This is a genomic window from Rhizobium cauense (assembly GCF_019511525.1).
Taxonomy (GTDB): Bacteria; Pseudomonadota; Alphaproteobacteria; order Rhizobiales; family Rhizobiaceae; genus Rhizobium; species Rhizobium cauense.
The window spans coordinates 57,442-76,323 of record NZ_JAEUAT010000026.1; the positions used below are offsets into that span (position 1 = coordinate 57,442).

Here is an 18,882-nt window from a genome sequence, read left to right on the forward strand (position 1 = left end):
GTTCCCTCTTGGTCTTTTTCAGTGGATCGGCTTAGGCGAAGACCACCTGGATATTTGTGTATTCCTGCAGTCCCTCCTCGGCGAACTCGACGCCGAGGCCGGAGGCCTTGATGCCGCCAAAGGGGGCATTGGGCTGGATCGCGCCGTGTTTGTTGATCCACACCGAGCCGCAGGCCATGCGGCTTGCGACCACTTTCGCCGCTGCCGTGTCCGACGACCAGACCGATCCGCCAAGGCCATTGGGACTGTCGTTAGCGAGCGCAATCGCCTCATCGACATCAAAGTAGCGAATGATGGGAAGGGCGGGGCCGAACTGCTCTTCATCGACGAGAGGATCGCCGTTGTTCAGGCCGGAAATGATGGTGAGCGGGTAAAACAGTCCATCACCCGGTTCACCTCCAAGTAGCACTTTCCCGCGCTTCCTGGCATCCGCAACGAGGCTGGCGACCTTGTCGAACTGCATGGCATTCTGCACGGGGCCGATGATGCTCGTCTCATCCATGCCATTGCCAACGGGAATGTTGCTGGCATAGTCAACCAGTGCCTCGCACACCGCGTCATGGATGCTGTCGTGCACGTAGAGGCGCTTTAGCGCAGCGCAGGTCTGGCCGTTATTGATGAAGGCGCCCCAGAAAAGGCCCTCGGCGATTGCCTTTGGGTCGGCGTCCGGTAGCACGATGCCAGCATCATTGCCGCCAAGCTCCAGCGTCAGACGCTTCATGTTAGAGGCGGCAGATTGCATCACCTTCTGTCCGGTGGCACTGGAGCCCGTAAACACAATCTTGTCGATACCCGGGTGGGCGGCCATGGCAGCGCCAAGGTTGAAGCCCTTGTCATCGGCGATAACGACGTTCAGGACGCCAGGTGGGAGCACCTCATTCATGATCTCTACGAGGCGCAGCGTCGATAGCGGCGTGAGCGGCGATGGCTTGATAACGACCGTGTTGCCAGTGCGTAGTGCCGGCATGACATGCCAGATCGCGATCATAACCGGGAAGTTCCAGGGCGTGATCGAGCCGACGACCCCAATCGGTTTGCGATGCAACTCCACGCGTCCCTGCTCATTGTCCTGCAACACCTTGACCGGCAGCGAAAGGCCGGTCGTATAGCCCGCCCAGGCGACGGCACCTCCCATTTCCCAGCGCGAGCCGAGACCGTTCAGTGGCTTGCCCTGTTCGAGCGTAATGATATTGGCGAGCTCGCCTGCATGCTCCTCAATTCGGGAGATCACCGCTGAGCAGATTCGTTGCAGGTCCTCGTCGCTGTGCGCCGACCATTCGGGAAATGCTGCTCGCGCAGCCGCGACGGCGCGGTCGAGTTCAACAGCTCCCATGTTCGGTGCGTAGCCTGCCGGCTCACCGGTTGCAGGATTGATAACGGCGAAATTCGTCTCACCGGCTACTGGCGTTCCGCCGATAGTCGCAGAATAAAAAGTCATAGTCAGCCTCCTCCGCTGAGACCCGGTCAAAATCCGGGAATTGGAGCAAGACTAAACCAAGAGCTTCCACTGGACTTGGACGGAAGCGTCCAGGCCGTTGGACAAAACCGTCAATGACACTTCCCGACGGCGCCTGGTGTCGTGCCGTATTTCTTACGGAACTCGCGGTAGAAATAAGATAGATCATTGAAGCCCGCATCGTAGGCGATTGCCGTAATACCGTCGCTGGCTGCGACGTCGGCTCGAGCGCAGAGCCGGCTATGAGCGATTTCCAGACGGCGATTCAAGAGGCGATGGTTCGGGGTCTCGCCGAGCGGGCGAAAATGTCTTTGCAGCATGCGCTCGGAGACATTCAGACGGCTTGCAAGCTCGCGCGGACCAAAAGCAGGATCGGCACCGTAGCGATCGATGAGAGCAAGGGCTCGCGACAACAAGGTCTCGGCCGCCGGATGGCTGCCTCCATTGCGGGACGCTTGCAAGTAGGCGCCCAAAAGGCAGAGAAAAGCCTCGCCGAGTTGCGGTTGGGCGGCCGGGCCGTCGAGCATCTTGGTTACCACAGCGCGCATTGCGAGCCAGAGGGGGTCGCTGCGACTGATCGAAATTCCGCCAGTACATGTCTGCCCGAACCGGTGCACCATCTCCAGGCGCGGAAGATGTATCGAAACCTGGCTGGAGCGGGTACCCCCATAAGAGAAGCGCGAAGGACGGACCGAATCCACCAGGAACATGTCGCCCGGAGCAAGCTCGGCGACCCGATCATTCTGCTCAACCCGACAATGCCCAACATCCTGGATCAGCAGGAAGAAGTGCTCACCAGGGTCTTGACGGATCGCCCGGTTACCCCGTTCAACGTGATCGCTAGCATCAAGACCGACAATAGCGGTCTCGAAAAGACCAATGCGCCGCGTGGCGACATCACCGGCGACAACACCCGATGATCTAGACGGCTCAAGGGTGAACGCCCCGCAAACCCTACGGATTTGCGCCTCAAGGACCTCCACCGGCACCGGCATATGAACTGGCGCAACCAACGACTGCATTGTACCCCTCCCCTGGCCCCAGAGAGTATTTCATTGCTTTCATCACATTTCCATCAAAAAATATGAATTCTTGTGACACTTGCCGTGACCGCACTCCGATTTAGCCTCTTAGGTTGCAAACCTTCCGGAAAATTCGCGTTTCGAGATCGCCGATTCTTGGAGTTTTCTTGCGTAAGCAACGATGTGGACGCTGCCTCCTTATTTTATTCGCACTGGGCGGTTAGGCGTTTTTAATGCCAAGAATTTGCCGTTGGTCATCCCCCTGGTTGCCAAAAAACCATAATTGTTCCACCTAGATGCCACATCAACACTCGGCATCAAAAATTGGATCACAGCTGAATGCGCATACCCTACGTTCTCCTTGGTGCATTTCTTGCAATTGTACCGTCAGCCTATGCCGAAGTCGCACCACCGCCTGCTTTGACCCCTCTCAAGCAACAGGCAGAAGCTGCGCAGTTGAGTTCACAATTTCTGACGCGCTTCGGCTACAAGCCTGTTCCGCTTGACGACGCATTGTCTGCCAGGATCATGGATCACTTCATCAAGTCCCTCGATCCGGACCGTATGGTCTTTCTGCAGACGGATATCGACAAGTTCATGTCTGACCGTAGCAAGATTGATGATGCCATCAAGCGCCAGGACTTGAAGATACCCTTCACGATCTTCGCCGCGTATGAACAGCGCATTCTCGACCGCATGAATTACGCTCGCAGCCTGCTTAAGAAGGACTTCGACTTTCAGGTTCAGGAAGACTATTCCATCTTGCGCGAGAAGGAACCCTGGCCGCAGTCGCAAGCTGAGAGCGACGACCTCTGGCGCAAGCGTGTGAAAAACGACTGGTTGCGGCTGAAGCTGGGTGGAAAGACGGACGCCGCCATTCGCGAAACGCTCGACAAACGCTACGCAAACGCCCTCGAACGCGTTTACAAGTACAAGAGCGACGACGTTTTCCAGTCGTTCATGGACGCCTATACAACGTCGATCGACCCGCACACGGACTATTTCGGCGCGGCTGCTTCGGCTGACTTCAACATATCGATGAAGCTTTCTTTGGTTGGTATCGGCGCCGTGCTGCAGGAGCGCGACGACTACACGACTGTCCGCGAACTCGTCCCTGGTGGGCCGGCGCAGTTGTCCGGTCAGCTTGCCGTTGGAGACCGCATCACGGGCGTTGGCCAAGGCAAGGATGGGGTGATCAAGGAAGTTGTGGGCACCCGCCTTGATGAAGTCGTGCAAATGATCCGTGGCAAAAAGGGATCCGTTGTTCGCCTGGATATCCTGCCTGCGGAAGCTGGTGCCGACGCCACTCATCGGGTCATCAGCCTGGTGCGTGACAAGATCAACCTCGAAAAACAGGCAGCCAGGAAGGTTGTGCAGTCCGTGAAGGTCGGTGAGGCCACCCGTAAGATCGGCATCATCACCCTGCCGGCATTCTACGAAGATTTCGAAGCTCGGCGCAAAGGAGACAAAGACTACCGAAGCGCAAGCCGTGACGTCGCCAAGCTTCTAGGCGAACTGAAGCAGGAAAAGGTAGACGGCGTCCTCATTGACGTGCGCAACAATGGCGGCGGCTCGTTGGACGAAGCAATCGATCTGACCGGCCTGTTCATTGGAACCGGCCCGGTCGTTCAGCAACGCGGCAGCGACGGAGATGTCGAGGTCAGAAGCGCTGATTTTTCAGCGCCTGTCTGGTCGGGCCCCATGGGGGTTCTAATCAACCGCGGATCGGCGTCGGCCTCGGAGATTTTTGCCGCCGCCATCCAGGACTATGGTCGAGGTGTCATTATCGGCGAGCCCAGTTACGGCAAGGGGACTGTTCAAACGGTCGTCAGTCTTGACCAAATGGCCCGCAACAGCAAACCCGAATTCGGCGAGCTGAAAGTGACAATTGCTCAATTTTTCCGCGTCAATGGCGGCACAACACAGCTACGTGGCGTGACGCCAGATATCGGTTTGCCGGGATTTTCGGATCCGGGGAGCTTCGGTGAGATGAGTTACGACAATGCCCTGCCGTGGACACAGATCAAGCCTGCGAACTATTCGCGCGCTGGCGACACCATGACATTGGTGCCGATTTTGCAAAGTCGCCACGATGATCGTGTGCGTGGCGATCCCGATTTCCAACTCCTCTTGGAGGACGTCGCCGAGCTCAGGGCGCAACGCGAGAAAGGAATCGTTTCTCTCAATGAAGCCGAACGCCGCAAAGAAGTTACCGCTCGGGAAAACCGGCTCAAGTCTCGAGCACAGTCAAGCGAGGGCGAAGATGCTGCGGGAGATGATGGCCTGCAGGCAAACGAGCGCAGCCTGAGCGCTGATATTGCCATTGAGGACGCCCGCAAGAAGGCAAAGGACGTCTTGCTGGAGGAGGCCGCTGCAATTGTAGCCGATGAGGCGAGTCTGCAGGATGGAGTGTTGAAGGCAGCCACTAAGCAATAGGGAAAGTCGGGCTGAAACAGTCGGAAAATTGACGCGACCAGATCGATCGGGGCCGCTCAACGATACCGCCGACGAGCACTTGGGCTACTCTTTGATACAGTTTCAGCAAATCAGGAAACATGACCGATACAACCGCCATCTAGCCTGAACTTTGTCATGAACAATCAAAGACAAAGGACGGTCTCTTATGGCAGCGATGGAAAAAGGCTCCAGTCGGAAAAAGCTTGCGGGCGGCTTTCTCGCACTTGCTTTTGGCTCAATAGTGCTCACTCCCAACGGCTATGTACGCACAGCCGGGGCCGCTGACGTCGCTTCAGCGGTCTCGGCGAGCAGCGCCGTTGCCGACGAGAGCATACGCCCGTTCCAAATCCACGTCCCACAATCTGAGCTCGACGATTTGCGCAGGCGTATCGCAGAGACGCGCTGGCCCGACAAGGAAACCGTCAATGATTCTTCGCAAGGCATTCAACTTGCCCAGGTCCGGGATCTGGTTCGATATTGGGGTAGCGACTACGACTGGCGGAAGGCCGAAGCACAACTTAATGCTTTGCCCGAGTTTGTGACGACGATCGACGGGGTTGATATTCAGTTCATCCACGTGCGTTCGCGTCATCCGAATGCACTGCCCGTAATACTCACACATGGCTGGCCTGGCTCAACATTCGAATTCATAAAGGCAATCGGCCCTCTCACAGATCCAACGGCTTTCGGTGGGCGCCCCGAGGATGCATTTGATGTGATCATTCCATCGATCCCGGGCTATGGCTTTTCCGGCAAGCCCACAGATTTAGGCTGGGGCCCCGACCGTACGGCTCGGGCGTGGGATACGTTGATGAAACGACTTGGGTACGACCACTATGTTTCCCAGGGCGGCGATCACGGTTCCGTCATCTCCGATGCCTTGGCTCGTCAGGCTCCGAAAGGCCTCCTCGCCATTCACCTGAACATGCCGGCTACCATTCCAGGCAACCTCACGAAGGCGATCAACAGTGGTGATCCTGCACCGTCAGACCTGACGGCGCCAGAACGCGAAGCATTCCAGTCTCTAAGCACATTCTTTGGTCGGAACGCCGCGTATGGTGCCATGATGGTGACGCGACCGCAGACGATTGGGTACTCGCTTGCAGACTCACCAGTGGGTCTTGCCGCATGGATGTACGAGAAGTTCGCTCAGTGGAGCGACAGCGATGGCGTCCCAGAGCGGGTTCTATCACGCGATGAGATGCTCAATGACATTACATTGTATTGGCTGACAAACACGGGAGCGTCATCCTCCCGGTTCTATTGGGAGAACAACAACAACAACTTCAGCGCCGAGGCACAGAAGACCAAGGACATCAGGATACCGGTCGGCATCACCGTGTTCCCCAAAGAGATCTACCAAGCGCCAGAAAGCTGGAGCAGGCAGGCGTATCCAAGCCTCGCTTACTACCACAAGGTTGACAAGGGTGGGCATTTTGCAGCCTGGGAACAACCTCAGATTTTCGCGGAGGAGTTGCGGGCCGCTTTCAAATCCGTTCGTTGACGGGACAGCCCAGTCTTTGGAGGATGGTACATCCATCCTCCCTAGGTGCGGGCTGGTGCCCATCGAATTGGGTAGCGCGATCGGCACATTATGCCGATCGCGCATGGAACGATCCGACACGACGTATCTGGAGACACTTGCCTCGGAGAATGCCATGCCATTCGCGCACTTTTTCAAGCCAACGTGATCGCGATCTGCGCAAGGGTAGGTTCGAGACATCACACCCTAGTGGATTAGTCGTAGCGTGTGCCAGACGATCTCCGGCGACGGCAAAGCAATCCACGAGCCTACCCTGCGCCCACCAACAAAGATATTGAGTGGCAAGGTCTGCGACCCTGGCCGAGAAGCGGCAGCCTTGCTAGGCTGCGACTGCTCGTGCTCGTCAGGAGAGCCGTCCGGTCGTCCGCTACCACATTGCCGGCAACGTCGCATGCCCCGTGACCACGCCTACGCGTCGGACATCGAGGGTTCAACTAGCAGGAAGAAGTCCCGAAATCGTCAGGAACAGAAAGACCTGATGTTTTCAGGTGCTTGTCCAAGAAATGTGGTGCAGTATGGTTCAGCGCTTAAGGTGCGTACCGGGTGAAGACGTAGTCATGATCCTTCACCCTTTCCGTATGACAAGCAAGGCAGGTCTCATGCTGGGCAATGTCCACGGGCTTGCCGTCTATGAACCTCCCAAATCCCCATCCATGGCTGTCGGGGTATTTCTTAGAGTCCTTGACCATCACCTGGACAGTCGTCGGCGCACCTGGCACGGTCGCTGGAGGAAACTCCGTCGACTGCTTGCGCTTGTAGGCGAGCTTGACAAGGATCGACCCGTCCGGGAACGGCAACGTTCCCTTCTTGTAAGCATCGATTGCGATGTCATTACCCAAGACTGCCCGCAACTCGTCCAAAGGAGGCGCTTCCTGAGCCGGGGCCACAAACTTCCAGTCCCGATAGCCATCAGGAATGGTAACGCCGTAGATCGGGGAGGCGTTTTGCGGGGGGGCGCCACTTGCTGCGGAATAGGATGCCGCAACACCGAACACAGCTACCGGAACAGCGATTGCACTAAGAATAGCAAGCCTCATCAGACACTCCTGTGGTGATCTTTGTTGATCTAGGATCACCGGACAATGTGTCCGCGGCATTTCAGGAAGAGAACGGTTTTGTAACGCAGTGTACTGCGGCGAGCTGCGCTAGGCGGATGAACACCAACCGGCGCAATCGATGTCTTCAATTGTATCCCGGTGTATCGGTGGGCGTCGAAACTACACGTTCTTGCAAAAACGCCGTCTATTGAAATCGGCCAGACACATCGTGGATCCAGCATCCATCTCGTAGCTGTGGCCCGAAGAATAGGGTCTGGAATGAAGCCATGCCGGTTGGTGACAAAGGATAAGAGGTCGGCAATGCGTCATCAATGCCTTCCGGTTCGGGCCCTGTGTAGCAATTGACCCACGACTCCGGCGCCTCACCCCTCTTGCGCCGAAGTCCGCGGATCGCCCTCCGATCCGCCAAGGGCCGCCTCTCCTCCCCCCGACGAGGCGGCCCTTGTTCCTGTTCACGAAGCCAACCAAGCGACTGACGTGCTAAAAGCGTTGGTCTTAGCGGAAATCATAAGATCCTGTCGGCGCCGACGGGTCTTATTGCGATTATCGAGCAGCGTCGCCGCTATCCACTGGAGACGCGCCGATGCATGTCGGAGGTCTCGTTCGACCGACGCGGTTCGTTCGCTTTTTACCTCGGCTGTGTTTTGATTGTCCGCCCCACCGAAATTGTAACCAAATGTACGGAAGCGGCTTTGGACACGCTACGATACACATTCGCTCATTCCTTGAAACAGTGTCGACACAGGCTGCCTGTCTAGTCCGGCGTGTTAGCCAACATAAGGAAAGAACCGTGTCGCTTTACACCACTGTATTCGGACTCGCGGCTGCCAGTCTCCTATTCCTGTCCGGTCCCGCAAGCGCAGAGCAAAAGCCGACTGTTGTCCTCGTTCACGGAGCGTTCGCCGACTCAAGTAGTTGGAATGGCGTCGTCAAGGATCTCGAGGCGGATGGCTACCGGGTCATTGGAGCTGCCAACCCCTTGCGAAGCGTCAAGGGAGACGCAGAATACGTCTCCTCCCTGCTTACAAGCATTCGCACACCTGTTGTGCTCGTGGGACACTCCTACGGTGGCAGCGTAATTTCCGCCGCTGCAAAAGGCCACGAGAATGTGAAAGCTCTTGTGTTCGTCGCGGCGTTTGCACCGGAAGCTGGTGAAACAGCGGTTGGCCTGAGCGGCAAATTTCCCGGAAGCACCCTTGCTCCAACACTCGCTCCGCCAGTTGATCTGCCGGACGGTGGCCATGATCTCTACATCGAGCAATCCAAATTCAGAGACCAGTTCGCGGCCGACGTCCCCAAGGCAGAGGCTCGCCTGATGGCGGCCACCCAACGACCAATTGCCGATGTTGCTCTCCAGGAACCCGCAGCGGATCCGGCTTGGAAGAACATTCCGTCATGGTTCATCTATGGCGACGCAGACAAGAACATTCCGCCTGCTGCACAGGACTGGATGGCCAAGCGCGCCAACTCCAAGGAGACCGTAGTCATAAAGGGTGGGTCCCATGTCGTGATGGTTTCGCATCCCGACAAGGTTGCGCATCTGATCGAAAGAGCAGCGGAATCGACTGAAAAGTAACTTTCAACGCAATCGCTCGGACTATCGCAACCCCGGGGGCGACGGCCAGACAACCAAAGGGCGGGTCGTCGCTCAACCTTATTCGCACACGCCTTTTGTTTGCAGTCGCTTCATCGCGCAGATGGCGCCCATGCACAAATGTCCATGGCCGACACTGATCAGCCTCGAAGGCGCGGTCCAACAACCATTGAAGCCATGTTTTTCTCGAATGGGATAGTACTGGATGGAAAACGGTCCAGATTCAATGCTCCCGCGACATGAGGTTACCCGTCATGATCTGATGTTCGGCGTTTTGTCCCTGGCGATCGCATCGGCCGTTTTTGCAGTCGATATGTTTACGGACATCGAAGGCGCAGTCGCCGTCCTCTACGTCATGGCACTGCTGCTCGCAGCGCAAGCCACCAACCGAAAGGGCCTTGCAGCACTTTCAGGAACGTTCGTCGCCCTAACGCTATTCGCATTCTTCTTCGGTTCGGATCCCCCCGGCGACCTGGCGGCATTCCTGCGACTTGCCGTGGCCCTGGCAGCCCTTCTTGTAACGACCGCTCTGCTACTCAGAAATGACCGGGCCCGAAGCGAGCTTCTGCGGACGAACGCCGCGCTGCGAGAGAGCGAGGAGCGCTACCGATCGATCTTTGATCGGACCCGGGTGGCTCTTTGGGAGCGCGACTACTCAAAGGTTCGCAGCTATTTGATGGACCTCAGGGCGCGTGGTGTCTCCGATCTAGGCACGTATTCGCAGGCTCATCCCGATTTCATCGCCGAATGCATGGGAATGGTTGAAATTGTCGCCGCCAATGAAGCGGCGAACGATCTGTTGGGCACATCGACAACACATGCGCCAGCTGGCGTGATGACCGGCTTCATCTCTCCAACAAGCCCCGCGATGACCAGCATCCTTCAGGCGATCATGGACGGCGCGCGGTATTTCGAGGACACGGTTGAAGTGATCGGTGCAAGCGGAGGGACGAAATCCGTTCTGCTTAGCATCGGTCTTCCTGAAGATCCCTTGTCCTTCAATCGCGTTATCGTCAGCATGATCGATATCACACAACGCGAGGAAGCCCGAATAGCACTCGCCGAAGCACAGGCGGAACTGAGCCGCGCCCTGAGTGCGGCGACTATTGGCGTACTCTCCGCATCGCTTGCTCACGAACTGAACCAGCCGCTCGGTGCAACAGGTGTCAACTCGCAGACCTTGCTTCGCTGGCTGGACAGGACCCCGCCAGATCTCGAGGCTGCGAGGCGCGCTTCGGAACGCATTCTTCGCGACAGCAACCGAGCAAGCGAGATCATTAGGAATACGCGTGCCATGCTGTCGGCCAAACCACAGGAATCCGAGAGGATAGATCTCAACACGCTCGTCATCGATACACTCAGCCTGATGGAGCATGACTTGCAGCGGGAGCGCACGACCGTCGATGTGATTAAACACGGCGAGCTTCCACCAATCCCGGCCATCAAGGTGGAAATGCAACAGGTTTTGATAAACCTCATATCCAATGCCGTCCAGGCGATCAGCGCCGCTGCGCCGAGAGAAAGACTGATTACGGTTACTCTCGATAGTCAAGATCAAGAGGACTTTGTGCTGATAACCGTCCGCGACACGGGCTGTGGTCTGGGGGGTGAAGCCAAAGAGAAGATATTCACGCCCTTCTTTACGACGAAAAACACCGGCATGGGCATGGGTCTGTCGATCTGCCGAAATACCATCGAAGCAAGAGGTGGTTCGCTAACAGGGCGCAACCATCCCGACGGCGGAGCCTTGTTCGAAATCCGGCTACCAAAGGAGCAGGCCGATGCCTGAATCAACCACCTATGCACGAGGTTCGGAGCGCCCAATCGTCAACATCGTCGACGACGACATAGCGATGCGAGAATCGCTCATTGATCTATTTCGCTCGATGAATCTGGACGCAGCGGCATTTACGAGCCCAGACGACTTCCTGACTCATGGTGAACTTGGACGCCCCGGCTGCATCGTTCTGGACGTCAGGTTTCCAGGCCTCAACGGCCTCGATTTTCAGCTCCACCTCGAAAGTGCAGGGAGCCTCCTGCCGATCGTCTTCATGACAGGGTTCGGTGACATCTCGATGAGCGTGCGGGCAATGAAGGCTGGCGCTATCGATTTTCTGACGAAGCCTTTCCGTGATCAAGACATGCTCGATTCCGTCCTTACCGCCCTCGAGCGCGACGCCGCCCGCCGATTGGAAATGCAGCACCAACGTGAGATCACCTCCTGCTTCGAAACGCTGACGCCTAGAGAACGCGAGGTTATTGAAGCCGTCATCGAAGGCCTGATGAACAAGCAGATCGCTCACAGGCTTGGGATAAGTGAGATCACGGTGAAATTGCACCGCGGAAACTTGATGCGAAAAATGCAGGTCCGGTCAGTTGCCGAATTGGTTAGGAAGATCGAGCGCAGCAACAAGCTTCTTTCTAACAAGGTCGGGCTTCCAGACATCCCCCACACTGCAGGTCAAATCCCATTCGAGGAAATGCTCTAGGCATGTGGGGGACGGCGCAGATTCAAGGAAGCAAACAGCGTGGAGAGCAGAACCTTCAACGCAGCTCTTCTATTGCCAAGCGCCGTTTGGCAAACGCCCGTGATATGGTGTGTCACGGCAGTCTCCCCAGGGCCCCAGCCAGAATCCGGGCGGGCAAGTACTTGGAACATAATAGGGATCATAATACGGAGCCACGTAGGCCGGCTGCGGCGTTCGAAGCCCCGCTGCACCAACAGCAGCGCCGGTAGCAAGACCCAGACCGTACCAGCCAGCGTGATTCCAACCTCGCCAGTGATCGATGAACAACGCAGCCGGGCCTGCCGCATCGCTTAGGCTTCCTTCCAGAATGGCGACGTCAAAGATCAAAGTAGTTCCATCAAGTTTCGCCGATTTCAGGGTGACAACAGCATCCCTAGCCTCGGCCCCACCACTCAGGACCGAGATCGTCGCATTTGGCGGATCCTCCTTAAAATTGTCGACCCCCTCGGCCCATTGTCGAATGAGCTCATCAGTCGCAAGGTGCCCCGCAGCCTTTATGGGGCGGTCCGCAAAGACGATGGCGTTTTTGGCAACACCCGTCAGGATCAGCTTGCCGCCGTCCAGCCTTGCACCCTCGGAGTTGATGACAAGCAGCGAAGCGGTTGGCGTCTGGTCTGCGACCTGTCCGACCATCTTGTGAACGATTGCTTGAGAAGCAAATGCTTCCTCGGTGACAACAACATTTGGAACGATAAGGCCAAGCGCACTTACCAGAGCCAGGTGGAGTGCAGGTATATATCTCATGGGTAGTCCCTGTCGATCGACGATGTGAGCAAGCCAGTTCTTCGAGTACCGGGGAAATCCACGCTCGCACTCGATCTTCTAGTCGGCGGAGTCTGCCAGGAGACCGACACCGCCTGAAGCGACGTTGGTACGCGCCTAGCGCACCACGGCTTGACGTGTTTGGCGCAAGGCCTTCATGACGGTTTCATTGAGATTCAAGTGCCCGCGGATAAGATCAGGCGGCGTCAGTGCCATCCAACGATTGAGTGAGACATCTGTGCAGAACCGACTGTTGAAGACATTGATCACCTTTACCGGCGTCGTGCCCGTGTTTTCAATGTAATGTCCCAAGGTCCTCGGCACGAAGCCCACGTCGCCCGCGCGATAGTTGAAGGTGCGGGCTTTCGAAGTCGCGTCAAAAACGGTCATGCGCGCTTCGCCTTCGATATAGTATTGCCACTCGTCGGCATCCGGATGCCAGTGCATCTCTCTCATCCCACCCGGCTCGATCTCGATAATGAGCGCAGAGAGCGTCGTAACTGGAAAATTGTGTGCATCGACAGTCTTGACCGAGCCGCCCATGTATTTCTGCGCGGGAATTTGGGCGGCGTGAAAGACATATGAAAGCGGCGGCGGGCTGTTTGGCAGGAGGCGGCGCACTGCGTCGAGCGGTTGGGGCACCGGAAGTCTGAAAATGTACTTTTCCGCTGTAGGGATATCAGCGAAGTCGTCACTGGTGACGCCGAAATTTTTCGCCAGAACGCTCGGCGGGGTGTGTGCCAAGTATTCGGTGATCAGCAGAGTCTCGTTTTCCGAAAACTTGCCATCATCGAACACAAGCAAAAATTCAGTACCTTCTTCCATACCCTGGATCGAGTGTGGCACCCCCGCCGGCACCAGCCAGATATCGCCTGGTGTCAGGTCATCAATCGAAAGGTTCCCCTCAGGGTCAACGACTGTCAGCCGGGCGGTCCCCTGCAGAATGTAGGCCCACTCTGCTTCCTTGTGCCAATGCAGCTCGCGAACGACACCTGGGCCAAGGCGCATGTTTACGCCCGCCATCGATTTTGCCACCGGGAACTCACGAAGGGTAACTTCCCTCGCCCAACCTCCATCCTCCAGACGATTATGCGCCATTGAGAACGGGAACTTGAGGTTTGGCAACGAGCCGCTATCCGTTTCCGGCGGAACAAGCAGATCTGGGTTCTGCAGATCCAGTTCGACGTTGCGCGGACCTGGATCATCCGCACCCTTGGTGCTCCGGACTGGCTGTGGGGTTGCGTCCTTGGTCATGTAAAATCCTTTGCACCTTTGTAGGTCGCTATCAGTGAGCGAGGTAGGGGCACCGACGCGGTCAAAACAATGTTTCAGTGGCAGAGGTGGACGACCAGTCGAGGGCGTACTGATTGGTGCCCTGTTTCAGCGAGATTGTCGCACCGGATCCCCAAGCCACCCGCCAAAATTCGTTCGGCGTTGAAAAGGGAGAGTGAAAATACCAAACGTCAAAGAGGGCCCAGAGCAGTTACTCCGGGCCATTCGATAACTTCAGCGAACGAAGAGCGTGATGCTGCCGTCGGCTGCCTGCTGGGCATTCACAACATCATCGACGTTGATGCCCTTGGCTGCGAGCTTTTCAACAAGTGGCTTGTTCTCCTTAATGGAAGCCTGAATGTTCTTCACGCCTGCTTCGGAACGCGGGATAGCAGTGTCCTCGGCATCAGGCTGAACCTTCTGGTTCTGGTAGTCGTTCAGGTACTTGACGTCGAAGTTCTGGTTGAAAGTGGCCAGCGTCCGTTCGATTTCAGGACCGTAGTTCATGGTGACACTGTCTTCTGCGTAGCTTACGCCGCCAAAAGCAAATGAAGAGATGATGGCGGCCATCGCAAAGTTTGTAACGCGGTTCATCGATTTTTCCTTCCAAAGGGCTGGTTGCCACTCCATTCGGGTGACGCCTGTTTACAAAATCAGGGGTCTATTCCCTGGTTCCGCCGCCTCGATTGAAGCGACAGTGAAAACCTATGCCTCCGGGCAATTGAGCGAAATCATACTGAGGTCGTCCCGAACCTAGACTTTCGTTTGTGGGAGTTTGGCACGACACAGACAGACCGCTAGCGCGCGGCATCGGGCCGAAATTTGCTCGGATAGCAGTCAAGCGTCATGGCGATCACAATCGCCTTGTTCGGGGACGGAGTTCGCATTTTAGCAGCGGCCGTTCGCGCAGCAATGGCTTCGCTCAAGCCCACACACGAGGTCATTCCACGCGCGCCAGCTCAAGCGCTGCGACCGTCAAGCCGGCGGGTGCTCGCGTTTGTTCCTGAACATCACTAACGTTTGCAATCCCTCATGCACTGCTCACCGAGCAGTAGCGCATTGAGGTCCTGGCCCATCTTGTCATTCGCGAAGATTTTTGTGAATGTCGGGCGGGCGCCTACGCAAGCGAGGAGTGCGATCCCCAAGCCTTACAACGCCAGAAGCGTGTATTGCTATGGTCCCGTCGTTCACAACGAGCATTGAAAGACAGCCGAGCTTTGGACGCCAATTCGCATCAAACGCAACTCGATGAGTTGCGTTTGATAGAGCGCATATGAGGCGCGCATCTGCCTACCCATTGCAGACTTCATCACTGCCACAACCACCCCACGATCCAGCTCCATCGTAGGACGGCCGAGTAACAACGGCAAAATTGCGGAACCCCAGCATGGGATCCCGCAACAGCCACACGCCCCGCCAACTTCCTAAGCTGTTACCAGCCAGCGCCGGGTCCAAACGGACCATCGAAGTCGTCAATCCAAGGACCCCATCTGTTCCAGTCCCAATTGGCATCGGCATATGTCTGCGCCGCCAGTAGCTGGCGATTGGCAATTCTCTGTTGAAGCTGGGTTCGACGGTAGCGGTCATATGCATTCTGGTTGCCGATGTACAAGCAATTGCAATTGACCGGATCGGCGTAAACGTAGTTGATCGTACTGCCACGTGCTCGCTCAAGAAATTTATTGGGTGGAAGACGCTTCAGCATGGCCTCTCGCTGGGGCGTGTTGGCTGGGCGAACTACAAAACCTGCAGCAGCAAGGCTGTCTTCTCTGCTTTCTATTGAGCCGGTTGTCGTTTGGCACGCCGCTAACACCAGCGAGGCAGCTACACCGACGAGGCAGCTAAGCGCAAACTTTGAGTAGTTCATTCGCGAGGTTTGTGATGGCACGTCCGCTCTCCTTGTTGATCTCAGATTGGAGACTGCGAACATGCATTTTTGGTTTCTGCTGCAACATCATACGCAGGACATGTCGGCGCTATCCATTGGTTTAGGTAGCGGGGCGGCTTCAGGATATTGGGTGTGACACGCCCGATATTCGATTGGCGATCATACCGTCGGCCTATCAACACTAGACCTGCGTACAGTGGCGAAGAGCTCTTCCTGAAAATAGCGTGCCCCCCAAGCCGATTGCGGAACAAACGAATGTTGAGAGACTGCGAGAATGAAGAGCTTTTTCAGTACTGTATTTGGATCGCTGGAACTTGGAATTATTGATAGGGTACTTGATGACTGGAGAGAGGTTCGCTCCTTGGACCGGCGCGACCCCGATGTGGAGTTGGCGGGCGCCATTCTCATGAACCTGTTTCGCGAGGGCCATAGGACGTGTGAGGCGCTTCAGAACGCAGCTGCGCGTCACAAGTGGCTTTCAGAACACTCTTTCAGGGAAGCGACGTTTCTGCGCCCGTAGCGGAGCTCCCGTTCCGTCGGCATCGGCAGCGGCGATTGAGTGGTGACGTGGGCCGCTGCCGACCAATCTTTGAGTAAGCCACGACGACTAATAGCAAAGGGCCGACGCAGGTGTGTGCGTCGGCCCCCAGTCTGCCAGTTATGCCGCAGCGAACGGCACAGCGACGAAGGTCTTGTTATTGCCGCGCTGGATCAGCAGCAGCACTGACTTCTTCTCGGCCTTCGCAACAGCCGCAACCGCATTCTTGGCTTCACTGGCATCGTGAACGGTCTTGTCATTGACCGATAAGATGATGTCACCGGCCTTCAGCCCCGCCTCGGCCGCCGGTTTGTCCGGCGCCACGTTGGCAACGACGGCACCCTGCACGTTACCGGAAAGGTTCAGACGTTCCTTGAGCTCTGGCGTCAGGTCGGCGAGCGCGACGCCAATCCGCGGACCGGTTGGTGTTGCCTTCTCCCCGTCCTTGAATGCGGCGAGCTCCTGCTTTCCGTCGTCATTTCCTCCGATGGCGACCTTCAAGTCGATGCTTTTGCCATCACGCCACACGGTGACGGTCTCCTTGTCACCGGGTGAGAGATCTGCGACAAGCCGCGACAGGTCCTTCGGAGTAGAGACTTCCTTTTCTCCGACAGCCGTAATGGCATCGCCCTGTTTGATGCCGGCATCAGCCGCGGGCGAACCTTTCGTAACGTCGGCAACCAACGCACCAACGGGCTTTGCAAGGCCGATCGCATCGGCAACATCCTGCGTCACCGGTTGGATCTGGACGCCCAGATAGCCATGATCAATCGAACCGTCTTTCTGCAACTTCGCCACAATCATCTTGGCCTGGTCGGCAGGGATGGCAAACCCGACGCCAACGCTGCCTCCGTTCGGCGAATAGATTGCCGTATTGATGCCGACGACCTTGCCTTCGTTGTCAACCAGAGGGCCACCGGAGTTTCCGTGATTGATAGGGGCGTCAATCTGAATGAAGTCGTCATAGGGACCGCTATGGAGGTCTCTACCGCGTGCCGACACTATGCCAGCAGTGACGGTGGTCCCTATTCCGAAAGGATTGCCAATTGCAAGAACCCTATCACCCAGTCTGAGCTTGTCCGAATCGCCCCAGGCTACCGTTGGCAGCGGCTTCGGAGCGTCAACTTTGACGACAGCAAGGTCTGCCTTCGGATCAGCTCCAATAAGCTTTCCGGCAAGCTCCGTGCCGTCATCCAGCGTTACCTTGATGTCGGTCGCGTTGGCGATCACGTGATTGTTCGTGACAATGTAACCATCGGGACTGACGATAAATCCTGAACCTAGAGCCTGTGCGCGCTCATTTGATTTCGGAGACGGCGCCTGACGCGGGGCCGGAATACCCTGCTGTTCGAAAAATTGCTTGAACTGCTCCTGCATCTGCGAGCTGTCGCCATCCTCGTCCTGATCCTGGGCCTTCATTGTTGTGACAATTGTCACGACTGCCGGCTTGTCGGCATCAACCACAGAAGCGAAGGAACCGTTGCTGGCCTCGTTCGCCAACGATGCGCTCGCAGGTGCGGCGGAGGCAGACGATGTTTCATATACAAGCGGTATCGAAGCAGCGCCTGCAATAATTGCTGCGCCTAAAAGAGCCGCCGACTTGCGGCGATTGATGATATTTGTCACGGTCTCTGTCCTGAGAAGTGTTGCTCAATCGCGTAAAGCCGCAAGCGAAACTCAACGCGTAATCAAAATATGAATTCGACAGCCTATATTTTCAAATTAAAAGTATATTACATTTTCATTACTTAAATTTAATGCATTACGATAATTTAATACTTTATGTAGCTCAACCAAGAGAGGGCGAAGGGAGCGGTAAAAGCGGGTCAGCTAGCTACGGTAAGGATCCTGCCCACCTCTCGCATTGGCAAATGGTGCCTCAGCTTTGCTTGTCAAAAGCCGTTTGAAATACAAGCGCGATCATAACCAGAAACCCGAAGCACACCACGCCGAGTGACAGAGCCACACCAAGACTGCCCACACTATGCGCACCGCAGACGACCCCGCCTACAAAGCTCAGCCATGAGCATGCATTGACACTAGCAGAAGCAAGGTTGGCACGATCTCTGATCGCATGAGCCGCGGCCTGACCGAGGCCAAACAGAGCGCCGGTTATAAAACCTTTGCCAACATCTGTATTGGCAATGCTCTGATGCATGACATTCTGTATTCCCATGATGGCCGCTACCACCGTCATTGAACACATTCCAAAACCGATTGCTGCCATGCCTGCGGCGATAGCGCAAAAGAGCATTTCGCTCGAAATCAACGCTAGTAAGGGTTTGTCTACTGCATCGCTTAGTAGCGTGCCCATGAAAGACCCTGTCACGAACGCTACAATCACGGAACCTGCGCTGACAGCCTCTCCCCATTGGCCAGACGCCAACACCATGCCTAGATGCGTACTATTGCCACTCATGAACGAAACGTAGAGACGATTGAGCTGCGCATAGCCAACCGCATCGACAAACCCCGCCAAAGCGGTGGCCAACAGCGCGAACATCATTGGCCGCCTCGGCATCGGCCTACTGAAAACATTCAGGTTAAGCATCGTTCCAGGCGATCCCCGAACAATTGGCCCGGCCAATGCGTAGCACATCAGGGCGCTTCGGCCGTCGTATCGCATGCCTCCACACAAGCGCCCTCTCACACCTCGCCAGCCCAACTCGTTAATCAGGACAGACATCAGATCGGAAAAAATGCTCCTCACGGTCGTAAGCCCATTCCGGATAGCATTCGTCGTCGGGACCAAAGTTGTCGAAAA

Annotated in this window: 14 protein-coding genes; 5 read left to right on the top strand and 9 right to left on the bottom strand. The window is 56.4% G+C overall.

Features of this window, described 5'->3' with window-relative positions:
• Nucleotides 1-31 precede the first annotated feature (31 nt).
• Both JNB88_RS30515 and JNB88_RS30520 read right to left on the bottom strand, forming a co-directional pair.
• Nucleotides 32-1,438 (bottom strand): aldehyde dehydrogenase family protein, encoded by a 1,407-nt coding sequence (locus JNB88_RS30515; protein WP_220358707.1) that lies wholly within the window; start codon nt 1,436-1,438, stop codon nt 32-34.
• A gap of 110 nt (nt 1,439-1,548) precedes the next feature.
• Nucleotides 1,549-2,478, bottom strand: a complete 930-nt coding sequence (locus tag JNB88_RS30520) for a helix-turn-helix domain-containing protein (protein WP_220358709.1) — start codon at nt 2,476-2,478, stop codon at nt 1,549-1,551.
• Nucleotides 2,479-2,817: 339 nt separating this feature from the next.
• On the opposite strand from JNB88_RS30520, the gene JNB88_RS30525 reads away from it, so the two are divergent.
• Both JNB88_RS30525 and JNB88_RS30530 read left to right on the top strand, forming a co-directional pair.
• The gene (locus tag JNB88_RS30525) at nt 2,818-4,914 is read left to right on the top strand and encodes a carboxy terminal-processing peptidase (RefSeq protein WP_220358711.1); all 2,097 of its coding nucleotides are present in this window, start codon (nt 2,818-2,820) and stop codon (nt 4,912-4,914) included.
• 187 nt (nt 4,915-5,101) lie between these two features.
• Complete coding sequence (locus JNB88_RS30530) at nt 5,102-6,439, top strand: epoxide hydrolase family protein (RefSeq protein WP_220358712.1); 1,338 nt, start codon at nt 5,102-5,104, stop codon at nt 6,437-6,439.
• Between the two features lie 566 nt (nt 6,440-7,005).
• Here JNB88_RS30530 and JNB88_RS30535 read toward each other — a convergent pair.
• On the bottom strand, nt 7,006-7,515 hold the full coding sequence (locus tag JNB88_RS30535) for a cytochrome P460 family protein (RefSeq protein ID WP_037129835.1): 510 nt from the start codon (nt 7,513-7,515) through the stop codon (nt 7,006-7,008).
• 811 nt (nt 7,516-8,326) lie between these two features.
• On the opposite strand from JNB88_RS30535, the gene JNB88_RS30540 reads away from it, so the two are divergent.
• The 3 genes from JNB88_RS30540 to JNB88_RS30550 all read left to right on the top strand — a co-directional run bounded on the left by JNB88_RS30540 (nt 8,327) and on the right by JNB88_RS30550 (nt 11,619).
• Complete coding sequence (locus JNB88_RS30540) at nt 8,327-9,112, top strand: alpha/beta fold hydrolase (RefSeq protein ID WP_420832233.1); 786 nt, start codon at nt 8,327-8,329, stop codon at nt 9,110-9,112.
• A 223-nt stretch (nt 9,113-9,335) separates the two neighbouring features.
• Complete coding sequence (locus JNB88_RS30545) at nt 9,336-10,919, top strand: sensor histidine kinase (RefSeq protein ID WP_223217395.1); 1,584 nt, start codon at nt 9,336-9,338, stop codon at nt 10,917-10,919.
• Complete coding sequence (locus JNB88_RS30550; RefSeq protein ID WP_220358714.1) at nt 10,912-11,619, top strand: response regulator transcription factor; 708 nt, start codon at nt 10,912-10,914, stop codon at nt 11,617-11,619. The genes JNB88_RS30545 and JNB88_RS30550 overlap by 8 nt, the downstream gene beginning before the upstream one ends.
• Before the next feature lie 69 nt (nt 11,620-11,688).
• Here JNB88_RS30550 and JNB88_RS30555 read toward each other — a convergent pair whose 3' ends face one another.
• From JNB88_RS30555 to JNB88_RS30580, 6 genes are all read right to left on the bottom strand, one after another.
• Complete coding sequence (locus JNB88_RS30555; protein ID WP_220358724.1) at nt 11,689-12,402, bottom strand: hypothetical protein; 714 nt, start codon at nt 12,400-12,402, stop codon at nt 11,689-11,691.
• Between the two features lie 135 nt (nt 12,403-12,537).
• Nucleotides 12,538-13,674 (bottom strand): cupin domain-containing protein, encoded by a 1,137-nt coding sequence (locus tag JNB88_RS30560; protein WP_220358715.1) that lies wholly within the window; start codon nt 13,672-13,674, stop codon nt 12,538-12,540.
• 252 nt (nt 13,675-13,926) lie between these two features.
• Entirely contained in the window at nt 13,927-14,286 is a 360-nt protein-coding gene (locus JNB88_RS30565) for a hypothetical protein (protein ID WP_037129827.1), read from the bottom strand.
• Between the two features lie 838 nt (nt 14,287-15,124).
• Entirely contained in the window at nt 15,125-15,580 is a 456-nt protein-coding gene (locus tag JNB88_RS30570) for a hypothetical protein (protein ID WP_220358716.1), read from the bottom strand.
• A gap of 658 nt (nt 15,581-16,238) precedes the next feature.
• The gene (locus JNB88_RS30575; RefSeq protein WP_220358717.1) at nt 16,239-17,744 is read right to left on the bottom strand and encodes a DegQ family serine endoprotease; all 1,506 of its coding nucleotides are present in this window, start codon (nt 17,742-17,744) and stop codon (nt 16,239-16,241) included.
• Nucleotides 17,745-17,997: 253 nt separating this feature from the next.
• Entirely contained in the window at nt 17,998-18,624 is a 627-nt protein-coding gene (locus JNB88_RS30580; RefSeq protein WP_220358718.1) for a YoaK family protein, read from the bottom strand.
• Between the last annotated feature and the right edge of the window lie 258 nt (nt 18,625-18,882).